14 protein-coding genes and 1 pseudogene are annotated in these 17,005 nt (G+C 69.3%); 7 read left to right on the top strand and 8 right to left on the bottom strand.

The features are described from left to right. The first annotated feature begins 51 nt into the window (after nt 1-51). Genes C0R66_RS07740 through C0R66_RS07730 form a run of 3 tightly spaced genes read left to right on the top strand, consistent with a single transcriptional unit; the run spans nt 52 to nt 4,675 of the window. Nucleotides 52-1,536 (top strand): bifunctional glycosyltransferase/class I SAM-dependent methyltransferase, encoded by a 1,485-nt coding sequence (locus tag C0R66_RS07740; protein ID WP_199286855.1) that lies wholly within the window; start codon nt 52-54, stop codon nt 1,534-1,536. Then, a complete protein-coding gene (locus tag C0R66_RS07735; protein WP_101524208.1) occupies nt 1,533-3,581 on the top strand; it encodes a hypothetical protein in 2,049 nt (682 codons plus the stop codon). Before C0R66_RS07740 ends, C0R66_RS07735 begins: the two co-directional genes overlap by 4 nt. After that, nucleotides 3,581-4,675 (top strand): glycosyltransferase family 4 protein, encoded by a 1,095-nt coding sequence (locus C0R66_RS07730; RefSeq protein ID WP_101524207.1) that lies wholly within the window; start codon nt 3,581-3,583, stop codon nt 4,673-4,675. The genes C0R66_RS07735 and C0R66_RS07730 overlap by 1 nt, the downstream gene beginning before the upstream one ends. On the opposite strand, the gene C0R66_RS18630 is transcribed toward C0R66_RS07730, so the two are convergent. Together C0R66_RS18630 and C0R66_RS18625 are read right to left on the bottom strand one after the other, a co-directional pair. Continuing rightward, nucleotides 4,653-4,799, bottom strand: a complete 147-nt coding sequence (locus C0R66_RS18630; protein ID WP_158647947.1) for a hypothetical protein — start codon at nt 4,797-4,799, stop codon at nt 4,653-4,655. The genes C0R66_RS07730 and C0R66_RS18630 overlap by 23 nt on opposite strands. 38 nt (nt 4,800-4,837) lie before the next feature. Then, a complete protein-coding gene (locus C0R66_RS18625) occupies nt 4,838-6,553 on the bottom strand; it encodes an MmpA family trehalose lipid delivery protein (protein ID WP_158647946.1) in 1,716 nt (571 codons plus the stop codon). A 75-nt stretch (nt 6,554-6,628) separates the two neighbouring features. Between C0R66_RS18625 and C0R66_RS07720 the strand changes: the two genes are divergently transcribed. Next, the gene (locus C0R66_RS07720) at nt 6,629-7,345 is read left to right on the top strand and encodes a class I SAM-dependent methyltransferase (protein ID WP_199286854.1); all 717 of its coding nucleotides are present in this window, start codon (nt 6,629-6,631) and stop codon (nt 7,343-7,345) included. Between the two features lie 56 nt (nt 7,346-7,401). After that, complete coding sequence (locus C0R66_RS07715; RefSeq protein WP_241901654.1) at nt 7,402-8,658, top strand: lipopolysaccharide biosynthesis protein; 1,257 nt, start codon at nt 7,402-7,404, stop codon at nt 8,656-8,658. A 14-nt stretch (nt 8,659-8,672) separates the two neighbouring features. On the opposite strand, the gene polA is transcribed toward C0R66_RS07715, so the two are convergent. Next, nucleotides 8,673-11,345, bottom strand: coding sequence for a DNA polymerase I (polA, locus tag C0R66_RS07710; protein ID WP_101524205.1), 2,673 nt, complete (start codon nt 11,343-11,345; stop codon nt 8,673-8,675). A gap of 50 nt (nt 11,346-11,395) precedes the next feature. Between polA and C0R66_RS07705 the strand changes: the two genes are divergently transcribed. Further along, nucleotides 11,396-11,872 (top strand): hotdog fold thioesterase, encoded by a 477-nt coding sequence (locus tag C0R66_RS07705; protein WP_101524204.1) that lies wholly within the window; start codon nt 11,396-11,398, stop codon nt 11,870-11,872. Between the two features lie 5 nt (nt 11,873-11,877). Here the strand turns inward: C0R66_RS07705 and C0R66_RS19410 are convergent, their stop codons facing one another. After that, nucleotides 11,878-12,111, bottom strand: a complete 234-nt coding sequence (locus C0R66_RS19410; RefSeq protein ID WP_241901705.1) for a hypothetical protein — start codon at nt 12,109-12,111, stop codon at nt 11,878-11,880. Nucleotides 12,112-12,170: 59 nt separating this feature from the next. Then, a pseudogene (locus C0R66_RS19405) lies at nt 12,171-12,455 on the bottom strand (N-acetyltransferase family protein); the annotation flags it as partial. Nucleotides 12,456-12,726: 271 nt separating this feature from the next. On the opposite strand from C0R66_RS19405, the gene C0R66_RS07695 reads away from it, so the two are divergent. Next, complete coding sequence (locus C0R66_RS07695) at nt 12,727-14,085, top strand: ABC transporter substrate-binding protein (protein WP_199286853.1); 1,359 nt, start codon at nt 12,727-12,729, stop codon at nt 14,083-14,085. A gap of 73 nt (nt 14,086-14,158) precedes the next feature. Here C0R66_RS07695 and C0R66_RS07690 read toward each other — a convergent pair whose 3' ends face one another. The 3 genes from C0R66_RS07690 to C0R66_RS07680 are packed head-to-tail and all read right to left on the bottom strand — an operon-like array spanning nt 14,159 to nt 17,004. Next, nucleotides 14,159-14,920, bottom strand: coding sequence for an ABC transporter ATP-binding protein (locus C0R66_RS07690; RefSeq protein WP_101524202.1), 762 nt, complete (start codon nt 14,918-14,920; stop codon nt 14,159-14,161). After that, the gene (locus C0R66_RS07685) at nt 14,913-15,878 is read right to left on the bottom strand and encodes an ABC transporter ATP-binding protein (RefSeq protein ID WP_101524201.1); all 966 of its coding nucleotides are present in this window, start codon (nt 15,876-15,878) and stop codon (nt 14,913-14,915) included. Before C0R66_RS07685 ends, C0R66_RS07690 begins: the two co-directional genes overlap by 8 nt. Beyond that, complete coding sequence (locus tag C0R66_RS07680; RefSeq protein WP_199286852.1) at nt 15,871-17,004, bottom strand: branched-chain amino acid ABC transporter permease; 1,134 nt, start codon at nt 17,002-17,004, stop codon at nt 15,871-15,873. Before C0R66_RS07680 ends, C0R66_RS07685 begins: the two co-directional genes overlap by 8 nt. Between the last annotated feature and the right edge of the window lies 1 nt (nt 17,005).

The raw sequence follows: 17,005 nt of genomic DNA, 5'->3' as shown, positions 1-17,005 counted from the left end.
GGAGGCAGCCTCTTCGGGGCTGGGCCGGCGCAGGACCCAAGGGAGAAAACGATGCACAACTCAGTTCTTGCACCACAGCCCACAGACGGCTCCACCGAGGCACGCACCGAGCCGCGGGTGGGGGTCCTGGTGGTCGCCTACAACGCCGCCGGCACGCTCGTCCAGACTCTGTCCCGACTTCCCCAGACCTTTGCGCGCACCGTCGACCACATCATGGTCTGCGACGATGCCAGCTCGGACAACACCTACGAGATCGGGCTGCGGTTCAAGAACGGCTCGCACCTGCCGCTCACCGTGGTGCGCCACGAGAAGAACCTCGGGTACGGCGGCAACCAGAAGGCCGGCTACCAGTGGGCCATCGAGCACGGGCTCGACATCGTGGTGCTGCTGCACGGGGACGGCCAGTACGCCCCCGAGCACATCGAGGACCTGGTGCAGCCGCTGCTCGACGGCGAGGCCGACGCGGTCTTCGGCTCCCGGATGCTGGAGCGCGGGTCCGCGCTGTCGGGTGGGATGCCCCTCTACAAGTACCTGGGCAACAAGGTGCTGACGAAGTTCGAGAACAAGCTTGCCGGCCTCGATCTCAGCGAGTGGCACAGCGGCTACCGCGCCTACCGCGTCGGCGCCCTGGCCGAGCTGGACCTGTCCTCGTACTCCGACGACTTCGACTTCGACACCGAGATCATCCTCGGGCTGCACGACAAGGGGATGCGCATCAGCGAGGTCCCGATCCCCACGTACTACGGCGACGAGATCTGCTACGTCAACGGCATGAAGTACGCCAAGGACGTCACCCGCGACGTGATCTCCTTCCGGCTGAACAAGATGGGCCTCGGCGACGGTTCGCACGGCCTGGACACCGACGCCTACGACCTCAAGCCGTCCCCGCACTCCTCGCACGGGGTGCTGCTGGACTGGCTGGGGCGCGCCAAGCCGGGTCGCGTGCTGGACGTGGGCTGCTCCGATGGCAAGTTCGCCGCTCTGGTGCGCGCCCACGGGCATCACGTCACCGGCGTGGACCTCGTTGAGCACGAAGGGGTCTCCGAGCGCGTCGACGCCTTCATCCAGGCCGACCTCAACGCCGGCCTGCCGTCGGAGACGGGCGGCGGCTACGACCTGATCGTCGCCGGCGACGTGCTCGAGCACGTGATCGACCCCGAGTCGCTGCTCTCCGACCTGCGGGACCGTCTTTCCGAAGGTGGCGAGGTCCTGATCTCCATCCCCAACTTCGGTCACTGGTACCCCCGTGGTCGCACCGCGGTGGGCCGCTTCGACTACGACCAGCGCGGTCCCCTGGACCAGGGCCACGTCCGCTTCTTCACCCGCCGCAGCTTCGGCCGCCTGATCGAGGCGTGCGACATGAAGGTCAACGAGATGCGGGCGGTCGGATCGCCGATCGACGTGCTGGGTCGAGGCTCGGACAACACCAAGCTGATCCAGGTCGCCGAACGTGCCGCCGTGGTCGATCGAGCGGCCACGAAGGCTTGGCCCACGCTCTTCGGGTACCAGTTCCTCTATCGCCTGGAGCGCGCTTGAGTCTGCTCCGCCGCGATCGCAGGCGTTCCCTCGCGTCCGCAATCGGAATCGCGACCGGAAGCGTCGCGTATCTGCTGACCCTGCTCAACTTCAGTCTTGACCCCACCCGGACCGCTAACGCGCTGGGGTATGCCTCGAACTTCTTCGATCTCCAGGCTCGTGCCTTCATCGACGGGGACCTCAACGTCCCGATGGACAGCCTGGGGATCGAGGGGTTCAGGCAGCGGGGCCAGGAGTTCATGTACTTCCAGCCGTGGCCCGCCCTGATCCGGGTGCCGGTGATGCTGACCACCAACGAGTTCGACGGAGAGCTGACCCTCCTCTTCATGGGCCTGGCCTACATCCTGCTCGCGGTGATGCTCACCAAGCTGGTGTGGCTGGTCCGCGACATGGTGATGGAGCCCGACCTGCCCGTGGGCCGGTTCGAGGCCTTCTCCCTGACCATCCTCCTGGCGTGCCTGCTCGCCGGCACCACGCTGACCTACAACGCGTCGTTGCCGTGGGTCTACCACGAGGTCTACGCCTGGGCGATCCCGATGAGCGTGGGCGCCATGTACTGGATGCTGCGCTCGGTTCGGGACCCGCAGTTCTCCAGCATCGCCTGGATGGGTGCCTTCTGCCTGGGCGCCGTGTGCACCCGGACCACCGGCGGCTGGGCGATGTGCCTGGGCGCGATGGCGGTCGGCGCCTGGCTGGTCCTCGACCGCGAGCACCCCGAGCGCCGCCGGTTCGCCTGGGCCGCGATGGCGGCGGGTGCCGGCCCCGTGCTGGTGGGCGCCGTCATCAACTATGCCAAGTTCCGGCACCCCTACATGTTCCCGCTCGAGGACCAGGTGTGGTCCCAGCTGAACGAGCACCGGCGCCGGGCCCTGGAGGTGAACGGCGGGACCATCACCGGACTGCAGTTCTTCTGGACCTCCTTCGTGGCCTACTTCCGTCTCGACGGTGTCCGATTCGTCGACTACTTCCCCTTCATCACGGTGCCGGCCACGCCCGCGGAGGGCATCGACGGAGCCTTCCTCGACCAGAGCTACCGCACGGGCAGCGTCAGCGGCTTCATGCCGTGGCTGCTCCTGCTCACCGTCGCGTCCAGCCTGATGCTCTTCCGTCGCCGGATGCCGCGCGATCACAAGATGCTGCGGATCCCGCTGGTCGCCGGGGTGATGGTCTCGGGGGGCGTGATGGCCTACGGGTACATCGCGACCAGGTACACCTGTGACTTCATCCCCGGCGTGATGATGGGCGGGATCATCGCCACCTGCTTGATCAACGCGTGGCTGATCAAGCACCGCTCGCTGCTGATGATCCCCTTCATCGGGCTGGCCGCCATCGCCACGACCTTCTCCATCGTCGCCAACATGCTCATCGGGCACACCGCGGCGGCCAACACTGCGGGCGGCGAGACCCTCGCGCAGTACCTCGGTCGCCAGAACACGCTGACCCCGTCGGCCCAGAGCAAGCTGATCCACCAGTACCCCGCCCGCCCGGCGTTCGGCTCGGGCAAGACCGACGACATCGCGATCGTCGGTGACTGCGAGGCGGTCTACTTCAACACCGGCGACCGGTACGTCCCCTGGACCCTGGTGGAGCGTCGCAACGACACCGTGGTGGCCACGATCAAGCCCATCGAGCGTGCCCGCCGTGGCCGTCTGCTGCTCTACGAGACCCTCATCACCCCGCCGCACCGGGTCTGGCTCATCACCGACACCAAGGGCCGCGCCCGCGTGATCATCGAGAACGAGACCGGTGAGTACGCCGGCCAGTGGTTCGACGTGCTGCCGCCGTACAAGGTCCGCATCGGCATCCGGGACATCCCGGAGTGGGAGTATGCCGAGGTGACCTCGACCCCCGGCGGCTGGGTGGGGTACATCAGGGCCGCGCAGTGGGACCGGGAGGCGATCACCCACGCGGTCGACATCGTGACCCAGGCGCAGAACACCTGGGAGGCCCGTACCGCCGGGGTGACCTTCGCTATCGAGCCGGGTCTCCCTCTCACGCTCTGCTCGAAGCTGGCCGAGACCGCCGGCATCGACATCGACGACTGATGCGCTTCGTCTTCCTCTCCTGGCGCGACTCCACCCACCCCGACGGCGGAGGGTCGGAGGTGTTCGTGGAGCGGGTCGCGCAGGAGCTGGCCGCCCGGGGGCACCAGGTGACGATCCGCTGCGCCCGGCACGGCGCAGCACCGACCCGGGAGTGGCTGGGGGGCGTGCTGATCCGTCGTGCCGGTGGGCGCCTGGGGGTCTATCCCCGTGCCCTGCTCTGGCTGCTCGGCCCGGGCCGGAGGTACGACGGGGTCGTGGACGTCATCAACGGTCTGCCGTTCGCATCGCCGCTGGTACGACGTCGCGGGGTCACCGCTCTGGTGCACCACCTGCACCGCGAGCAGTGGCAGATCATCTACCCCGGCTGGCCCGGAAGCCTGGGCTGGTTCGTGGAGAGCCGCATCGTCCCTCGCCTGTACCGACGGCTGCCCTTCGTCACCGTGTCAGAGGCGAGCCGGCACGACCTCATCGCCCTCGGCCTGCCCGAGCAGTCCGTGACGGTGGCTCGCAACGGGCTGGACGTCACCAGGAGCAAGGCTCAGGAAGCGCCCACGCCCACGCTCGCCGTGTGCTCGCGACTGGTGCCGCACAAGCAGATCGAGCACGCCTTCGTCGCGCTCGCCACTTTGTCGCACGAGCTGCCCGACCTTCGCCTCGACGTCGTCGGGGACGGCTGGTGGCGCGATCGTCTCGAGGCCGACGCCGAGCGGCTCGGCGTACGCGACCGGGTCACCTTCCACGGGCACGTCAGCGAGTCCGAGAGGGATCGACTCCTGGCCGAGGCCTGGGTGCACCTGCTGCCGTCCGTCAAGGAGGGGTGGGGGCTCTCCATCATGGAGGCGGCAGCCCAGCAGACGCCGACGATCGCCTACCTGAGCGCCGGCGGCGTCAACGAGTCAGTGCAGGACGGGTCAACCGGCCTGCTCGTGGCCGACCTGGACGGCATGATCACGGCTTCCCGCCGTCTCCTGGTGGGACATGCAGAACGCGCCCGGCTCGGCAGACAAGCTGCCGAGCGGGCGCGTCGCTTCACCTGGGGCGCAACCGCCGATCAGGTGGAGAAGATCATGATCAGCGGCGGTCGCCGTAGTTGAGAACCGGGTCCTGGGCCGGGTTCTCAGCCGGGGGCTGGGTCTGAGACCACACCAGGCCGATGATGGACAAGATACCGAGCAGCGCGCCTGCGATCACAGGGCCCAGCCAGCTGAAGAACGTCACGTTGATTTCCCTCCCTAGGTATCCGGACCGTATCAGTCTTACCTGTTCCGCGTCCGGAATGTCGTGAAGACGAGACCAACTGATGCCAGTAGCGCCGTCAAGAACGTGATGAGCGTAGCGAACCACACCAGTTCTTGCCTACTTACTGGTACGGATGGTGGACGTGTCGTGGCTCCTGGCACCCGGTAGAGCGCGACGGACTCGTCCTGATACTCCTCCTGGAGCCCCGATAGGTCTAGTCCAGCTGCCTCCGGATCGTCCTGCTGGACCAGCACCCAGCCGACCCCACGCGCGGCGAGGACGTCGGCGGGCCGGCCCTCGGCCAGCGCTCGTTCCGTCTCCGCAGCCGCCACGTTCTCACCGGAGACGACGGTGTCCCCGACCTGCAGGGAGTCGTCGGCGATGACAGAGCAGTCGAACATCCGCACCGCGAGGTCCGAGGAGGTGTCTCCCGAGCCCCAGGGATAGAGGCGGTAGGACCGCCACGGGAGGCTCACCATCCGGCAGTCCGGTGCCCGGTCCTCGGCCGCCACGATGTCCGCCGCCCGCGCGAACCCCGGCGGGAAGGCCACCGGCGTCACCGTCGGCCAGGTCACAGTGGTCGCGTCCGGCAGGAGCACCACCGGCAGGAACAGGGCCCCCACCAGCACCGTGCCCGCCAAGCCGTCGCGGTCCGAGACCGCGGCCGCGGCCGAGAGACGGCCCAGCGCGGCTCCGCCGGAGACCACGACGAAGAGCACGAAGGGAGCCAGGAACTTCTGGGAGTCCCTGAGCAGTCCAGCACCCGGCACCGACTCCACCAGCAGCTGGACCAGTGCCGCCCCGCCCGGGAGCGCGGACAGGCTCGCCAGTGCGAGCCCCACCCCCGCCGCGACCGCCGCGCCCGTCAGCGTCCGGGCCGGGCAGAGCCGGCGCAGGGCCGCCCAGCCGAAGGTGCACGCTAGGACGGTGACCGCGAGCGCGACCCACGACCAGGCCGCCTCCCGGGAGGCGGGCACGCTTCGCCCGTCCCAGATGCCGCCCAGGCCCAGGAGCGCCCCGACGCCGTGGCCGACCCCGTCGCCACGCGCGGCGAACGCGGTCACCCCATCGGGGTCAGAGGTCAGCCCTGCGGCGCCGACCGCGCCCGCCACCACCCAGGGGAGCTGGAGCACCAGCACGACGCCGGTCGCCAGCCATCCTCGCGCACTCCGCCCGAGGGTCGTCGCGGCCACCACCAGGACTGCCAGGAGGCCGCCGGTCGGCGTGAGCGATCCGAGGGCGGCCACCAGCACCAGGCGGGAGAAGCTGGCGAGGCCCCACTCCCGGCGAAGCCGCACGGTGGCGGCCAGCACGAACGGAAGGGCGGCGTAGCCACCGATCAAGGCCCACTGCCCCAACGACAGCCGCTCCACCGTCCACGGGTTCCACACCGCGAAGCCCCCGGCAGCCAGGCGAGCCGCCATCCCGTGCTGGGCAAGCAACCGGTGCGCGCCCCAGCCCGCGAGCGCGAGCAGCCCCGGCACCAGGACCCGGGCGAGCACCTCGCCGCCGACCGCCTGGCTCAGCACCGAGACGACCGCATCCAGGGGCACGGCGCGAGGGGCCGCGTCGCCCAGACCGATCGAGGCGTCGGTGAACGGCTGGCGCGGCACGAAGACGAGGTCTCGCGCCAGCGGCAACCCGCGTCCCGACAACAGGGGCCAGGACAGCACGACACTGAGAAGGAGGGGCCAGGCGTCGAGCACGACAGCGCGCGCGGACGGTCTTCTCATCTGCTGGCCTCCTCCCCTGCGCCGCAGCACCGGCCCAGCCTAGGGTGACTCCCGCCGCCGCACCCGAGGAGCCCCATGCACCGACCGACGTACACCTTCGCGGAGGTGTGGGAGATCGCCGACGGCATCCCCGGGTGGCTCACCCGCGCCCAGGCCCAGGCCCTGTGGGACAGAGCCGCGTGCCTGCCGCCGGGCTCGGTGGTGCTGGAGATCGGCAGCCACCAGGGCCGGTCGGCGGTCGTCCTGGCCGCGGCGCTGCCCGAGGGTTCGCGCCTCGTGGCCGTCGATCCGTTCGGGGCCGGCTGGAAGTACGGGCAGTCCGACACCGAGCAGCAGTTCCGCAACAACCTCGAGCGTGCGGGTGTCACGGGAGACGTCGAGGTCCAAGTCGCCACCTCGGCGCAGGTGCTCGACTCCTGGCACGAGCCGCTGGCGCTGGTGTACGTGGACGGCAAGCACGACTACTGGTCCGTCCTGCACGACCTGGGCTGGTCGCGCCACCTGCCGGCCGGCGGGCACCTGCTGGTCCACGACTCGTTCTCCTCGATCGGCGTCACCCTCGGCGTGCTGCGACACGGGTGGGGGCGAGGAGCCTCCCTGCGCTACCGCGGGCGCACCGGGTCCCTGGCCGACTTCGAGGCGGGCCCGGTGTCGCTGCGTGACCGGCTGGCCCTCCTCACGCCCCTGCCCTGGTGGTGCCGCAACGTCGCGGTCAAGGTGCTGCTGAGACTCAGGCTGCGCCGTGCGGCGGCCGGGCTCTTCGGGCACACCGACTCCGCGGACCCCTTCTGAACCGAATGTGAACCACCCTGCCACGCGCGCCGCGTACCCCGTAGGCTCCCGCCGTGATGCAGATGAGGGACAAGCTCGGGAACCTGATGCGCACCGGCGCAGGGATCGCTGTCGCCATGGGTGTCATGAACGTGGCCACCTACGGCTACACCATGATCGCGGCCAAGATGCTCGGCCCGCAGGCCTACGGTCGCTTCATCGCCACCATGGCGGTGCTCCTGGTGGTCAGCGTCGTGTCCCTGGGGCTCCAGACCACGGCCGCTCGGCGCATCTCCGCAGACCCGGCGCACGTCGGGCAGATCCAGGCTGACATCCTCCGGTTCACCCTGCGCGCCTCCCTCATCCTGGGCGCGGTGCTGCTGGTCCTCTCCCCGGTCGTCAACGCCGTCCTCAAGCTCGACAACCTGATGATGGCCGCGCTCATCGGACCGGCCGCGGTGCCCCTGACCATGATGGGCGGGCAGGCCGGCACCCTGCAGGGCGAACGGAAGTGGCTGCCGCTTGGCGTCCTCTACATCTCCGCCGGGGTGCCGCGGCTGCTGGTCGGGACCGCGATGCTGCTCTGGGAGCCCAACGAGCTCGTGGCCTTCCTGGCCGTGATCCTGGGATCCGTCGCCCCGGTGGTCGTGGGGTGGTGGGCGCTGCGCCCGGTCCGTGAGCCCGAAGTCTCCACGGAGCTGCCGCAGGGGCGGGAGATCGCCAAGGAGATCTTCCACAACTCCCAGGCTCTCTTGGCCTTCTTCGCTCTCTCCAACGTGGACATCGTGGTGGCGCGCAACGTGCTCAGCGAGCACGACGCCGGTCTCTACGCAGGTGGTCTGATCCTGGCCAAGGCGATGCTGTTCCTGCCCCAGTTCGTCGTGGTGGTCGCCTTCCCGGCCATGGCCTCGGCCCACGAGCGCCGGCGGGCCCTGGGACGAAGCCTCGCCCTGGTCTCGGCGCTGGGGCTCGTCGGCACCGGCACGGTCGCCCTGCTCTCCTCCCTGGCGATGGTCTTCGTCGGCGGGGAGGACTTCGCGGAGATCCAGGGGAGGCTCTGGCTGTTCGCCATCCTGGGGACCGCGATGTCCATGCTCCAGCTGGTGGTCTACTCGGTCATCGCCCGGCAGGGACAGCGATCGGTCTACCTGGTCTGGGCCGCGCTGGCCGCCGTGGTGCTCGGCGGCCTGATGGTCGGGTCGATCACGTCGCTGCTCGTCTGGGTGGTCCTGGTGGACCTCGCGCTGCTGGTGGCCCTGCTGGCCATCAGCTTCCTGCTGGTCCCCGACGACGCCCTGCCCGAACCCCAGGACGTCTCCCAGCACCCGGTCTGAGCCCCGCTCGGGCCCTAGTGGGCAGCCTCGTGCCAGCTGCGCCCGGTGCCCAGCGAGACGTCGAGCGGGACGCTGAGGTCGGCGGCACGGCCCATCTCCGACCTGACCAGGGCCGACAGCGACTCCGTCTCGCCCGGCGCGACCTCGAACACCAGCTCGTCGTGGACCTGGAGCAGCATCCGGGAGCGCAGGCCCTGCTCCGACATCGCACGGTGGACCCGGTGCATCGCGACCTTGACCAGGTCTGCGGCAGATCCCTGGATCGGAGCGTTCAGCGCCATCCGCTCGGCCATCTCGCGCCGCTGGCGGTTGTCGCTGGTCAGGTCGGGCAGATAGCGCCGACGCCCCATGATGGTCTCGGTGAAGCCGGACTTGCGCGCCTCGTCGACGATTCCGCCGAGGTAGTCCCGCACTCCCCCGAAGGTCTCGAAGTAGTCGTCCATCAGCAGCCGCGCCTCGGACGGCTCGATCTTCAGCTGCTGGGCCAGTCCGTACGCCGACAGGCCGTAGGCGAGGCCGTAGTTCATCGCCTTGATCTTCGCGCGCATCTCGGGCGTCACGTCCTCGGGGGCGACCTCGAAGACCCGGGAGGCGGTGGTGGCGTGGAAGTCCTGACCTGAGCGGAACGCCTCGGTCAGCAGCTCGTCGGCGGAGAGGTGGGCCATGATCCGCATCTCGATCTGGCTGTAGTCGGCCGTCAGCAGCGTCTCGTAGCCGGGCCCGACGACGAACCCCTCACGGATCCTGCGGCCCTCCTCGGTCCGCACCGGGATGTTCTGCAGGTTGGGGTCGGTGCTGGACAGGCGCCCCGTGGCGGCGATGATCTGGTTGAACGTGGTGTGGATGCGACCGTCCGGGGAGACGGTCTTGAGCAGCCCCTCCACGGTCTGGCGCAACCGGCTCACGTCCCGGTGACGCAGCAGGGCCAGCAGGAAGGGGTGCTCGGTCTTGACGAAGAGCTGCTGCAGTGCGTCGGCGTCGGTGGTGTAGCCGGTCTTGGTGCGCTTGGTCTTGGGCATCCCCAGCTCGTCGAAGAGGACGACCTGGAGCTGCTTGGGCGAGCCCAGGTTCATCTCCTTGCCGATCACCCCGAAGGCCTCCTCGGCGGCCTTCTTCACCTCACCGGCGAACTCGCTCTCCAGCGCCTCGAGGTGCTCCAGGTCCACCCCGATGCCGGTCTGCTCCATCCCCGCGAGGATTCCCACCAGCGGCAGCTCGACGTCGGCCAGCAGCCGGGTCCCGCCGTGCTCCTCCACCGCGTCCTCGAGCGCGGCGGCCAGGTCGACGATGGCTCGGGCCCGCAGCATCGCCAGGTCCGCGACGGCCTCGTCCTGGTCGAACAGCAGCGCCTGGCCGTCGTCCACCTCCTCCTTCAGCTCCCGGCGCAGGTAGCGCAGGGTGAGGTCTGCCAGGTCGTAGGAGCGCTGGTCGGGCCGGACCAGGTACGCCGCCAGGGCGGTGTCGCTGCGGAGACCGTCCAGTGTCCATCCGTGGGCGGCCAGCGCCAGGATCGGCCCCTTGGCGTCGTGCATCACCTTGGGCCGGTCGGCGTCGGCCAGCCAGGTCGCCAGGGCGGCGTCGTCCTCGGGGCTGAGCTGCTCGACGTCGACGTACGCCGCGTCTCCCTGCGCGTCGGAGAACGCCAGCCCCTCGACCCGTCCCGTCCCGGCCCCCCAGGACCCGCGCACGTGCAGCCCGACCACGGCGCTGGCGCGCTGCTGCAGCCACTGAGGCAGGGCGCCGGGCGCGAGCACCGTGCCGGCCACCTCGAACCCCTCCCCCTCCACGTCCTCCTCCGAGGTCAGCGACTCGAAGAGCCGGTCGCGCAGGACCCGGAACTCGAGGCCGTCGAAGAGCGTGTGCACCTCCTGGCGGTCCCAGGGCTGGCGCAGCATGTCGTCCGGGGAGAGGTCCAGGGCGAGGTCGCAGACCAGGGCGTTGAGGTGCCGGTTGCGGATGACGTCGCCGAGGTGGGCGCGCAGGTTGTCCCCCGCCTTGCCCTTGATCTGGTCCGCCCGGGCGATCACGTTGTCCAGGCCGTCGTACTCGTTGATCCACTTGGCCGCGGTCTTGGGGCCGACCCCGGGCACGCCCGGCAGGTTGTCGGAGTCCTCGCCGACCAGGGCAGCGATCTCGGGGTACCGGTGCGGGGGGACGCCGTACTTGGCCTCCACCGCCTCGGGCGTCATCCGCGCCAGCTCCGAGACCCCGCGCATGGGGTAGAGCACCGTGGAGGTCTCCCCCACCAGCTGGAGCGAGTCCCGGTCACCGGTGAGGATCAGCACCTCCATGCCCTGGGCCACCGCCTGGGTGGTGAGGGTGGCGATGATGTCGTCGGCCTCGAAGCCGTCGAGCTCCACGTGGGGGATGTGGAGGGCGTCCAGCACCTCCTGGATCAGCGGCAGCTGGCTCTTGAACTCGTCGGGGGTCTTGTTGCGCTTCGCCTTGTACTCCGGGTACTCCTCGAGGCGGAACGTCTGGCGCGAGCGGTCGAACGCCACGCCGACGTGGGTCGGCTCCTCGTCACGCATGACGTTGATCAGCATCGAGGTGAACCCGTACACCGCGTTGGTGTGCTGTCCGGTGCTGGTGGAGAAGTTGTCCACCGGGAGCGCGAAGAACGCCCGATAGGCCAAGGAGTGGCCGTCGAGCAGGAGGAGTCGAGGTCGGGAGGGCGTCGCAGTCACACCTCGACCCTATCCGGGCGCGCCGACGGGCCGTCAGCCACAATGCGCCCATGACCCAGGACCAGGAACCGGCAGCCGCTGCCGCCGCACCGACCCCCACCCAGGACGACACCGCGGAGAGCGAGCTGCTGGAGACGATGCGCAGCCAGCTCGGCGCGCTCAACGCCAAGATGGGTGTCGAGCTCCTCGAGCTCTCCGCCGAGAGGTTGGTCGCCACGATGCCCGTCGAGGGCAACACCCAGCCCTACGGCCTGCTGCACGGAGGCGCCTCGGTGGTCCTGGCGGAGACGCTCGGCTCGATGGGCGCCGCCGTGCACGCGCACCCCGACCGGATCCCGGTCGGCGTGGACATCAACGCCACCCACCACCGCTCCGCGCGCAGCGGGACGGTGACCGGTGTGGCCACCGCGATCCACCTCGGACGTACCTCGGCCGCCTACGAGATCGTGATCAGCGACGAGCAGGGTCGGCGACTGTGCACCTCCCGGATCACCTGTGCGCTGATCCCGGCGGACCGCAGCGCCTGACCGCCTCAGGAGGAGACGCGGTCGCCCCGCCTGACCCTGCGGGCTGCCAGCACCTTGTCGATGTGGCGGTTGCTGGACTGGGCGACCCGGCTGCGCGCGGGACGGAGCGCGTTGAGGCGCTGACGCACCGTGTGCGTCGGGGCGACCCGCAGCACGGCGAGCGGCCCCATGGCGAGCCGGGCGAAGAACCGGTTGGAGTCCCGCGAGGACGACGTCGCGGCGGTGGCCACGTAAGCCACCCGCGCTCCTCGGCGAACGCGACCGCAGCCTCCATCAGGGCGGCCCCGACCCCACGGCGGCGATAGTCGGGGAGCACGTGCGGGGAGAGCGCGTGGACCACCGGCTCCAGGTTGAGCGGCGAGATGCTGGTCAGGCTCAGGTGCACGGCGCCGGCGACCTCGCCGTCGTACTCGGCCACCAGGAGTCGCTGGTTGTCCGAGGCCGCCGCGGACTGGATCACCGAGAGCAGATCGGCTGCCTGCTCCGTAGGCGTCGCCCGCCGTACGACGTCGGCCCACAGCTCGAGCAGAGCCTCCAGGTCCTGTGGCAGGGCAGCCCTCAGGGTGACAGCAGCACGACCCATGTCCAGACCTCCGAGCACGACGAGATGTGGTGCCTTTTCGCCCCCGATCTGCACCGCCGGCCAGACTACGCCTTCGGTGGCTGCTTGGGCAGAGGCAGTGTGTACGGGGCCCCTGGGGCTGTCCGGCAGCCGGACACGACATAACGGTTCGCTAACGACACGTCTCGCGGGGATCACGCCACGTCCTGGCCCCCCTACCTTGACAGGGCTGAGGCCCAACCCTCGGGGCGGGGCGCGAGGTGACGAAACCCCACTACGAAAGGTTCACCACGTGAATCGATCCACATCAGCCTCCTGGCTCAAGGTGATGGCTGGCGCTGCCACGCTGTCGCTCGCGCTCACCGCCTGCGGCAGCGAATCCGACTCGGAGGCGAACGAGGACCCCACGGACTCGGCCTCGGCCTCGGAAAGCACTGACGCTGCTGCGTTCACCAACGACGAGTGCGGCACCGACACGACCTCCAAGGACACCTTCAAGGTCGGTGGCATCCTGCCGCTCACCGGCAACCTGGCCTACCTCGGCCCGCCCGAGATCTCCGGGGTCGGTCTCGCGGTCTCCGAGATCAACGCGGCCGGCGGCGTCAACGGCGTCGACGCGTGCCACATGATCGAGGACTCCGGCGACTCCACCGACATGTCGGTCTCGACCGCCTCAGCCGGCAACATGGTGGCGGCCAAGCCGTCCGTGGTGATCGGCGCCGCGTCGTCCAGCGTCTCGCTGAACTTCGTCGACACCCTCACCGACAACAAGATCGTGCAGATCTCCCCCGCCAACACCGCGGTGGACCTGAGCGGCTACTCCGACTACTTCTTCCGCACCGCACCGCCGGACGGCATCCAGGGCAACGCGCTCGGCACCCTGATCGCCACCGACGGCTACAAGAAGATCGCCTTCCTGGTGTTCAACGACACCTACGGCACTGGTCTGCGCAACGCCACCCAGGCGGCCATCGAGAACGCGGGCGGCGAGGTCGTGTACGGCGGGAAGGGCGACGGCGACGAGTTCCCCGCCGGCCAGACCACGTTCTCGGCCGAGGTCACCGCGGCCCTGAACAGCTCGCCCGACGCCATCGTCATCCTGGCGTTCGACGAGACCAAGGCCATCGTGCCCGAGCTCGCCGCGCAGGGCTGGGACATGCAGAAGACCTACTTCAGCGACGGCAACACCGCCGACTACGGCGAGGACTTCGAGGCCGGCACGCTCGAGGGTGCCCAGGGCACCATCCCGGGTGCCGACCCCGAGGCGGTCCCGGGCTTCAAGGACAACCTCATCGGCTGGTACGACTCCGCCGAGGGCGAGACCCTGAAGGACTTCGCCTACGGCCCCGAGTCCTACGACGCGGTCATGCTGGCGGCCCTGGCGGCCGTCAGGGGTGGCGACACCACCTCGGTGACCATCCAGAAGAACCTGGCAGCGGTCTCCGGCGCCGAGAAGGGCGCCGAGGAGTGCGCCACCTACGAGGAGTGCGTCGAGCTCCTCGAGGCGGACAAGGAGATCCAGTACACCGGCCCGTCGGGCATCGGCCCGATCAACGCCAAGAACGACCCCTCCTCCGCGTTCATCGGCATCTACACGTTCAACGCCGACAACAAGAACGAGCTGACCGGCTCGGTCGAGGGCAAGAGCTGATCCTGGCTCGAGTCAACTGAAGAAGCCCCCCGGACCTCACGGTCCGGGGGGCTTCTTCTCGTCAGGTCCCGCCTCAGGCGCTCTCGGACTTCACGTCCGCGGCCAGCGTGCCGAGGTAGAGCTCGATCACCTTCGGGTCGTTGGCCAGCTCCCGGCCGGTGCCGGTGTAGGCGTCCCGACCCTGGTCCAGCACGTAGCCGCGGTCGCAGATCTGCAGGCAGCGGCGCGCGTTCTGCTCCACCATCACCACGCAGACCCCGGTCTTGTTGATCATCCGGGTGCGCAGGAAGGTTTCGTCCTGGCGCACCGGCGAGAGCCCCGCGGAGGGCTCGTCGAGCAGCAGCACCGCGGGCTCCATCATCAGGGCCCGAGCCATGGCCAGCGACTGGCGCTCGCCGCCGGACAGCGCACCGGCGCTCTGGTTGCGCCGGTCGTGCAGCACCGGGAAGAGGTCCCACATGGCCTGCAGGCGCTCCCCCACCTTCTTGGGGCGCAGGAAGAGCCCCATCCGCAGGTTCTCCTCGATGGTGAGGCTCGGGAACACGTTGTTGGTCTGGGGCACGAAGCCCACGCCCATCTCCACCAGCCGGTTGGTCCGCTTGTTGGTGATGTCCTCGCCGTGCAGCCGCACCGCACCCTCGTGCACGTTGACCAGCCCGAACATCGCCTTGAGCAGGGTCGACTTGCCGGCACCGTTGGGGCCGATGATGCCGATCATCTCGCCGGGGTAGGCGGTCAGGCTGCAGCCGTTGAGGATGTTGACGCCTGGCAGGTAGCCGGCCACGACGTTCTCGGCCTCCACGACGGGCACGGCACTGGGAGCGGTCTCAGTCATGGGCCTTGTCCTCGTCCTTCACTGCCTGCGCCAACTCGGTCATGGTCTCGTCGGTGAGGAGCGAGTCGTCTCCCAGGTCGGTGTCGTGGTGGGCACCCAGGTAGGCGTCGATGACGGCCGGGTTGCTCATCACCACGTCGGCCGCGCCCTCGGCGACGATCTTGCCCTCGGCCATCACGATCACCCAGTCGGAGATGTGGCGGACCATGTGCATGTCGTGCTCGACGAACAGCACGGTCATGCCTTCGTCCCGCAGGCTCTGGATGTGAGCCAGCAGCGACTGGGTCAGGGCCGGGTTCACCCCGGCCATCGGCTCGTCCAGCATGATCATCGTCGGGTCGCTCATCAGCGCCCGAGCCATCTCCAGCAGCTTGCGCTGCCCGCCGGAGAGGCTGCCGGCGAAGTCGTCCTTCTTGTCCAGCAGCTTGAAGCGCTGCAGCAGATCCTTGGCCTTGGCCTCGATCTCCCGCTCCTGGCCGCTCCACAGCGGCTTGAGCAGGGACTTGAAGAGGTTCTCCCCGGCCTGGTCGCGCGCACCCAGCATCATGTTGTCCAGGACGGTCATCCGGTTCAGCGCCTTGGTCAGCTGGAAGGTGCGGACCATGCCCGAGCGGGCCACCGTGGAGGCCGAGGTCTTGTCGAGCGACTTGCCCTCGAACTCCCAGTGGGCGCCGCTGCCGGCCGAGGTCGGCTTGTCGAACCCGGTGATCAGGTTGAAGAACGTGGTCTTGCCCGCCCCGTTGGGCCCAATCAGCGCCGTGATCACGCCGCGCTGGACCTCGAGGTGTCCGACGTCGACCGCGGTCATGCCGCCGAAGGCGCGCACGATGTTGTCGACCTTCAAGATGGCGTCCGGCTTGGCCGAGCCCGGAACCGCCTCGACGCCGGCCATCAACTGTCGTCGCGACGCCGGGTCAGCGGAGTCGAAGTCCCGGGGGCGCACCTGTGCCTCAGACATTGAACCGCAGCTCCCTCTTGTCGCCCAGAATCCCTTGTGGTCGGAAGATCACCAGCAGCATCAGGGCGACGCCGACGACGATCCAGGAGAACTGCTCGGTCTGCTGGCTGCTCATCACCTCGGGCGGCATGATGGCCCCCGCCGTGCCCTTGATGAAGATGCGCGTCATGAAGAAGAGGATCGACCCCAGGACCGGCCCGAAGATGGTGGCGGCTCCGCCGAGCAGCAGGGCGGTCCAGGCGAAGAAGGTGAGGGCCCGGCCCATCGAGTCGGGCTGCACCGAGGACGGCAGGACGTAGACCATGCCGCCGAGCGCGCCCAGCGCGCCGCCGATGACCAGGGCCTGCATCTTCACCGAGAAGGCGTTCTTGCCCAGGCTGAGGATCGCGGCCTCGTCCTCCCGGATCCCACGTAGCAGCCGACCCCAGGGGCTGCGGGCGAGCAGGAAGATCAGGCCCACGCAGAGCGCCACCAGCGACCACGCGACGAAGCGCACCCACCAGCCGTTGACGCCGGTCATCTGGTAGTCGAGGAAGAAGAAGCTCTTCTCCCCCGAGCCGAAGAAGGAGAGGTCGGTGAACGGGTCACGGTACGACTTGCCCTGGATGCCCTGTGCGGCACCGGTGAAGTCCGTCAACAGTGACGAGCGGCCGACGTACCGGATGATCTCGGCGGCCGAGATCGTCACGATGGCCAGGTAGTCCCCGCGCAGCCGCAGTGTGGGCAGGCCCAGGATCAGGGAGAAGATCACGGAGGCGGCCAGGCCGATGAGCACGGCGAGCACGATCGGCACGTCGGCCTTCAGCGAGATGGTGAGGCCGTAGGCACCGATGAGCATGAAGCCGGCCTGGCCGATGTTGAGCAGGCCGGTGAAGCCGAAGTGCACGTTGAGCCCGATGACGGCGATGGCGACCGCGGCCGTCTGCGGCGAGATCGCCTCCCGCGCCATGCCCCGGGCGATGCTGCCTGCGGTGCCCGGCACCAGCTCGCCGATGAGGATCAGCAGCGCCATGCCGGCCACCAGCCCGAGGGCGATGTAGAGGGCGCGCCGGGCGGGACCGGCCTGCGGCCGTGCTTCCTGGATGGACTGAGCCTCAACGGACTCTGAGCCTGCGTCGATGGTCATC

This window comes from Nocardioides houyundeii (genome assembly GCF_002865585.1).
Taxonomy (GTDB): Bacteria; Actinomycetota; Actinomycetes; order Propionibacteriales; family Nocardioidaceae; genus Nocardioides; species Nocardioides houyundeii.
This window is presented reverse-complemented; position numbering and strand designations above follow the sequence as displayed.

What these genes read in the sequence shown, in the direction of transcription:
- C0R66_RS07740 (WP_199286855.1), top strand. Translation starts at nt 52, where the DNA reads ATGCACAACTCAGTTCTTGCACCACAGCCCACAGACGGCTCCACCGAG.
- C0R66_RS07730 (WP_101524207.1), top strand. Translation starts at nt 3,581, where the DNA reads ATGCGCTTCGTCTTCCTCTCCTGGCGCGACTCCACCCACCCCGACGGC.
- C0R66_RS18625 (WP_158647946.1), bottom strand. Translation starts at nt 6,553, where the DNA reads ATGAGAAGACCGTCCGCGCGCGCTGTCGTGCTCGACGCCTGGCCCCTC.
- C0R66_RS07720 (WP_199286854.1), top strand. Translation starts at nt 6,629, where the DNA reads ATGCACCGACCGACGTACACCTTCGCGGAGGTGTGGGAGATCGCCGAC.
- C0R66_RS07715 (WP_241901654.1), top strand. Translation starts at nt 7,402, where the DNA reads ATGCAGATGAGGGACAAGCTCGGGAACCTGATGCGCACCGGCGCAGGG.
- C0R66_RS07705 (WP_101524204.1), top strand. Translation starts at nt 11,396, where the DNA reads ATGACCCAGGACCAGGAACCGGCAGCCGCTGCCGCCGCACCGACCCCC.
- C0R66_RS07690 (WP_101524202.1), bottom strand. Translation starts at nt 14,920, where the DNA reads ATGACTGAGACCGCTCCCAGTGCCGTGCCCGTCGTGGAGGCCGAGAAC.
- C0R66_RS07685 (WP_101524201.1), bottom strand. Translation starts at nt 15,878, where the DNA reads ATGTCTGAGGCACAGGTGCGCCCCCGGGACTTCGACTCCGCTGACCCG.
- C0R66_RS07680 (WP_199286852.1), bottom strand. Translation starts at nt 17,004, where the DNA reads ATGACCATCGACGCAGGCTCAGAGTCCGTTGAGGCTCAGTCCATCCAG.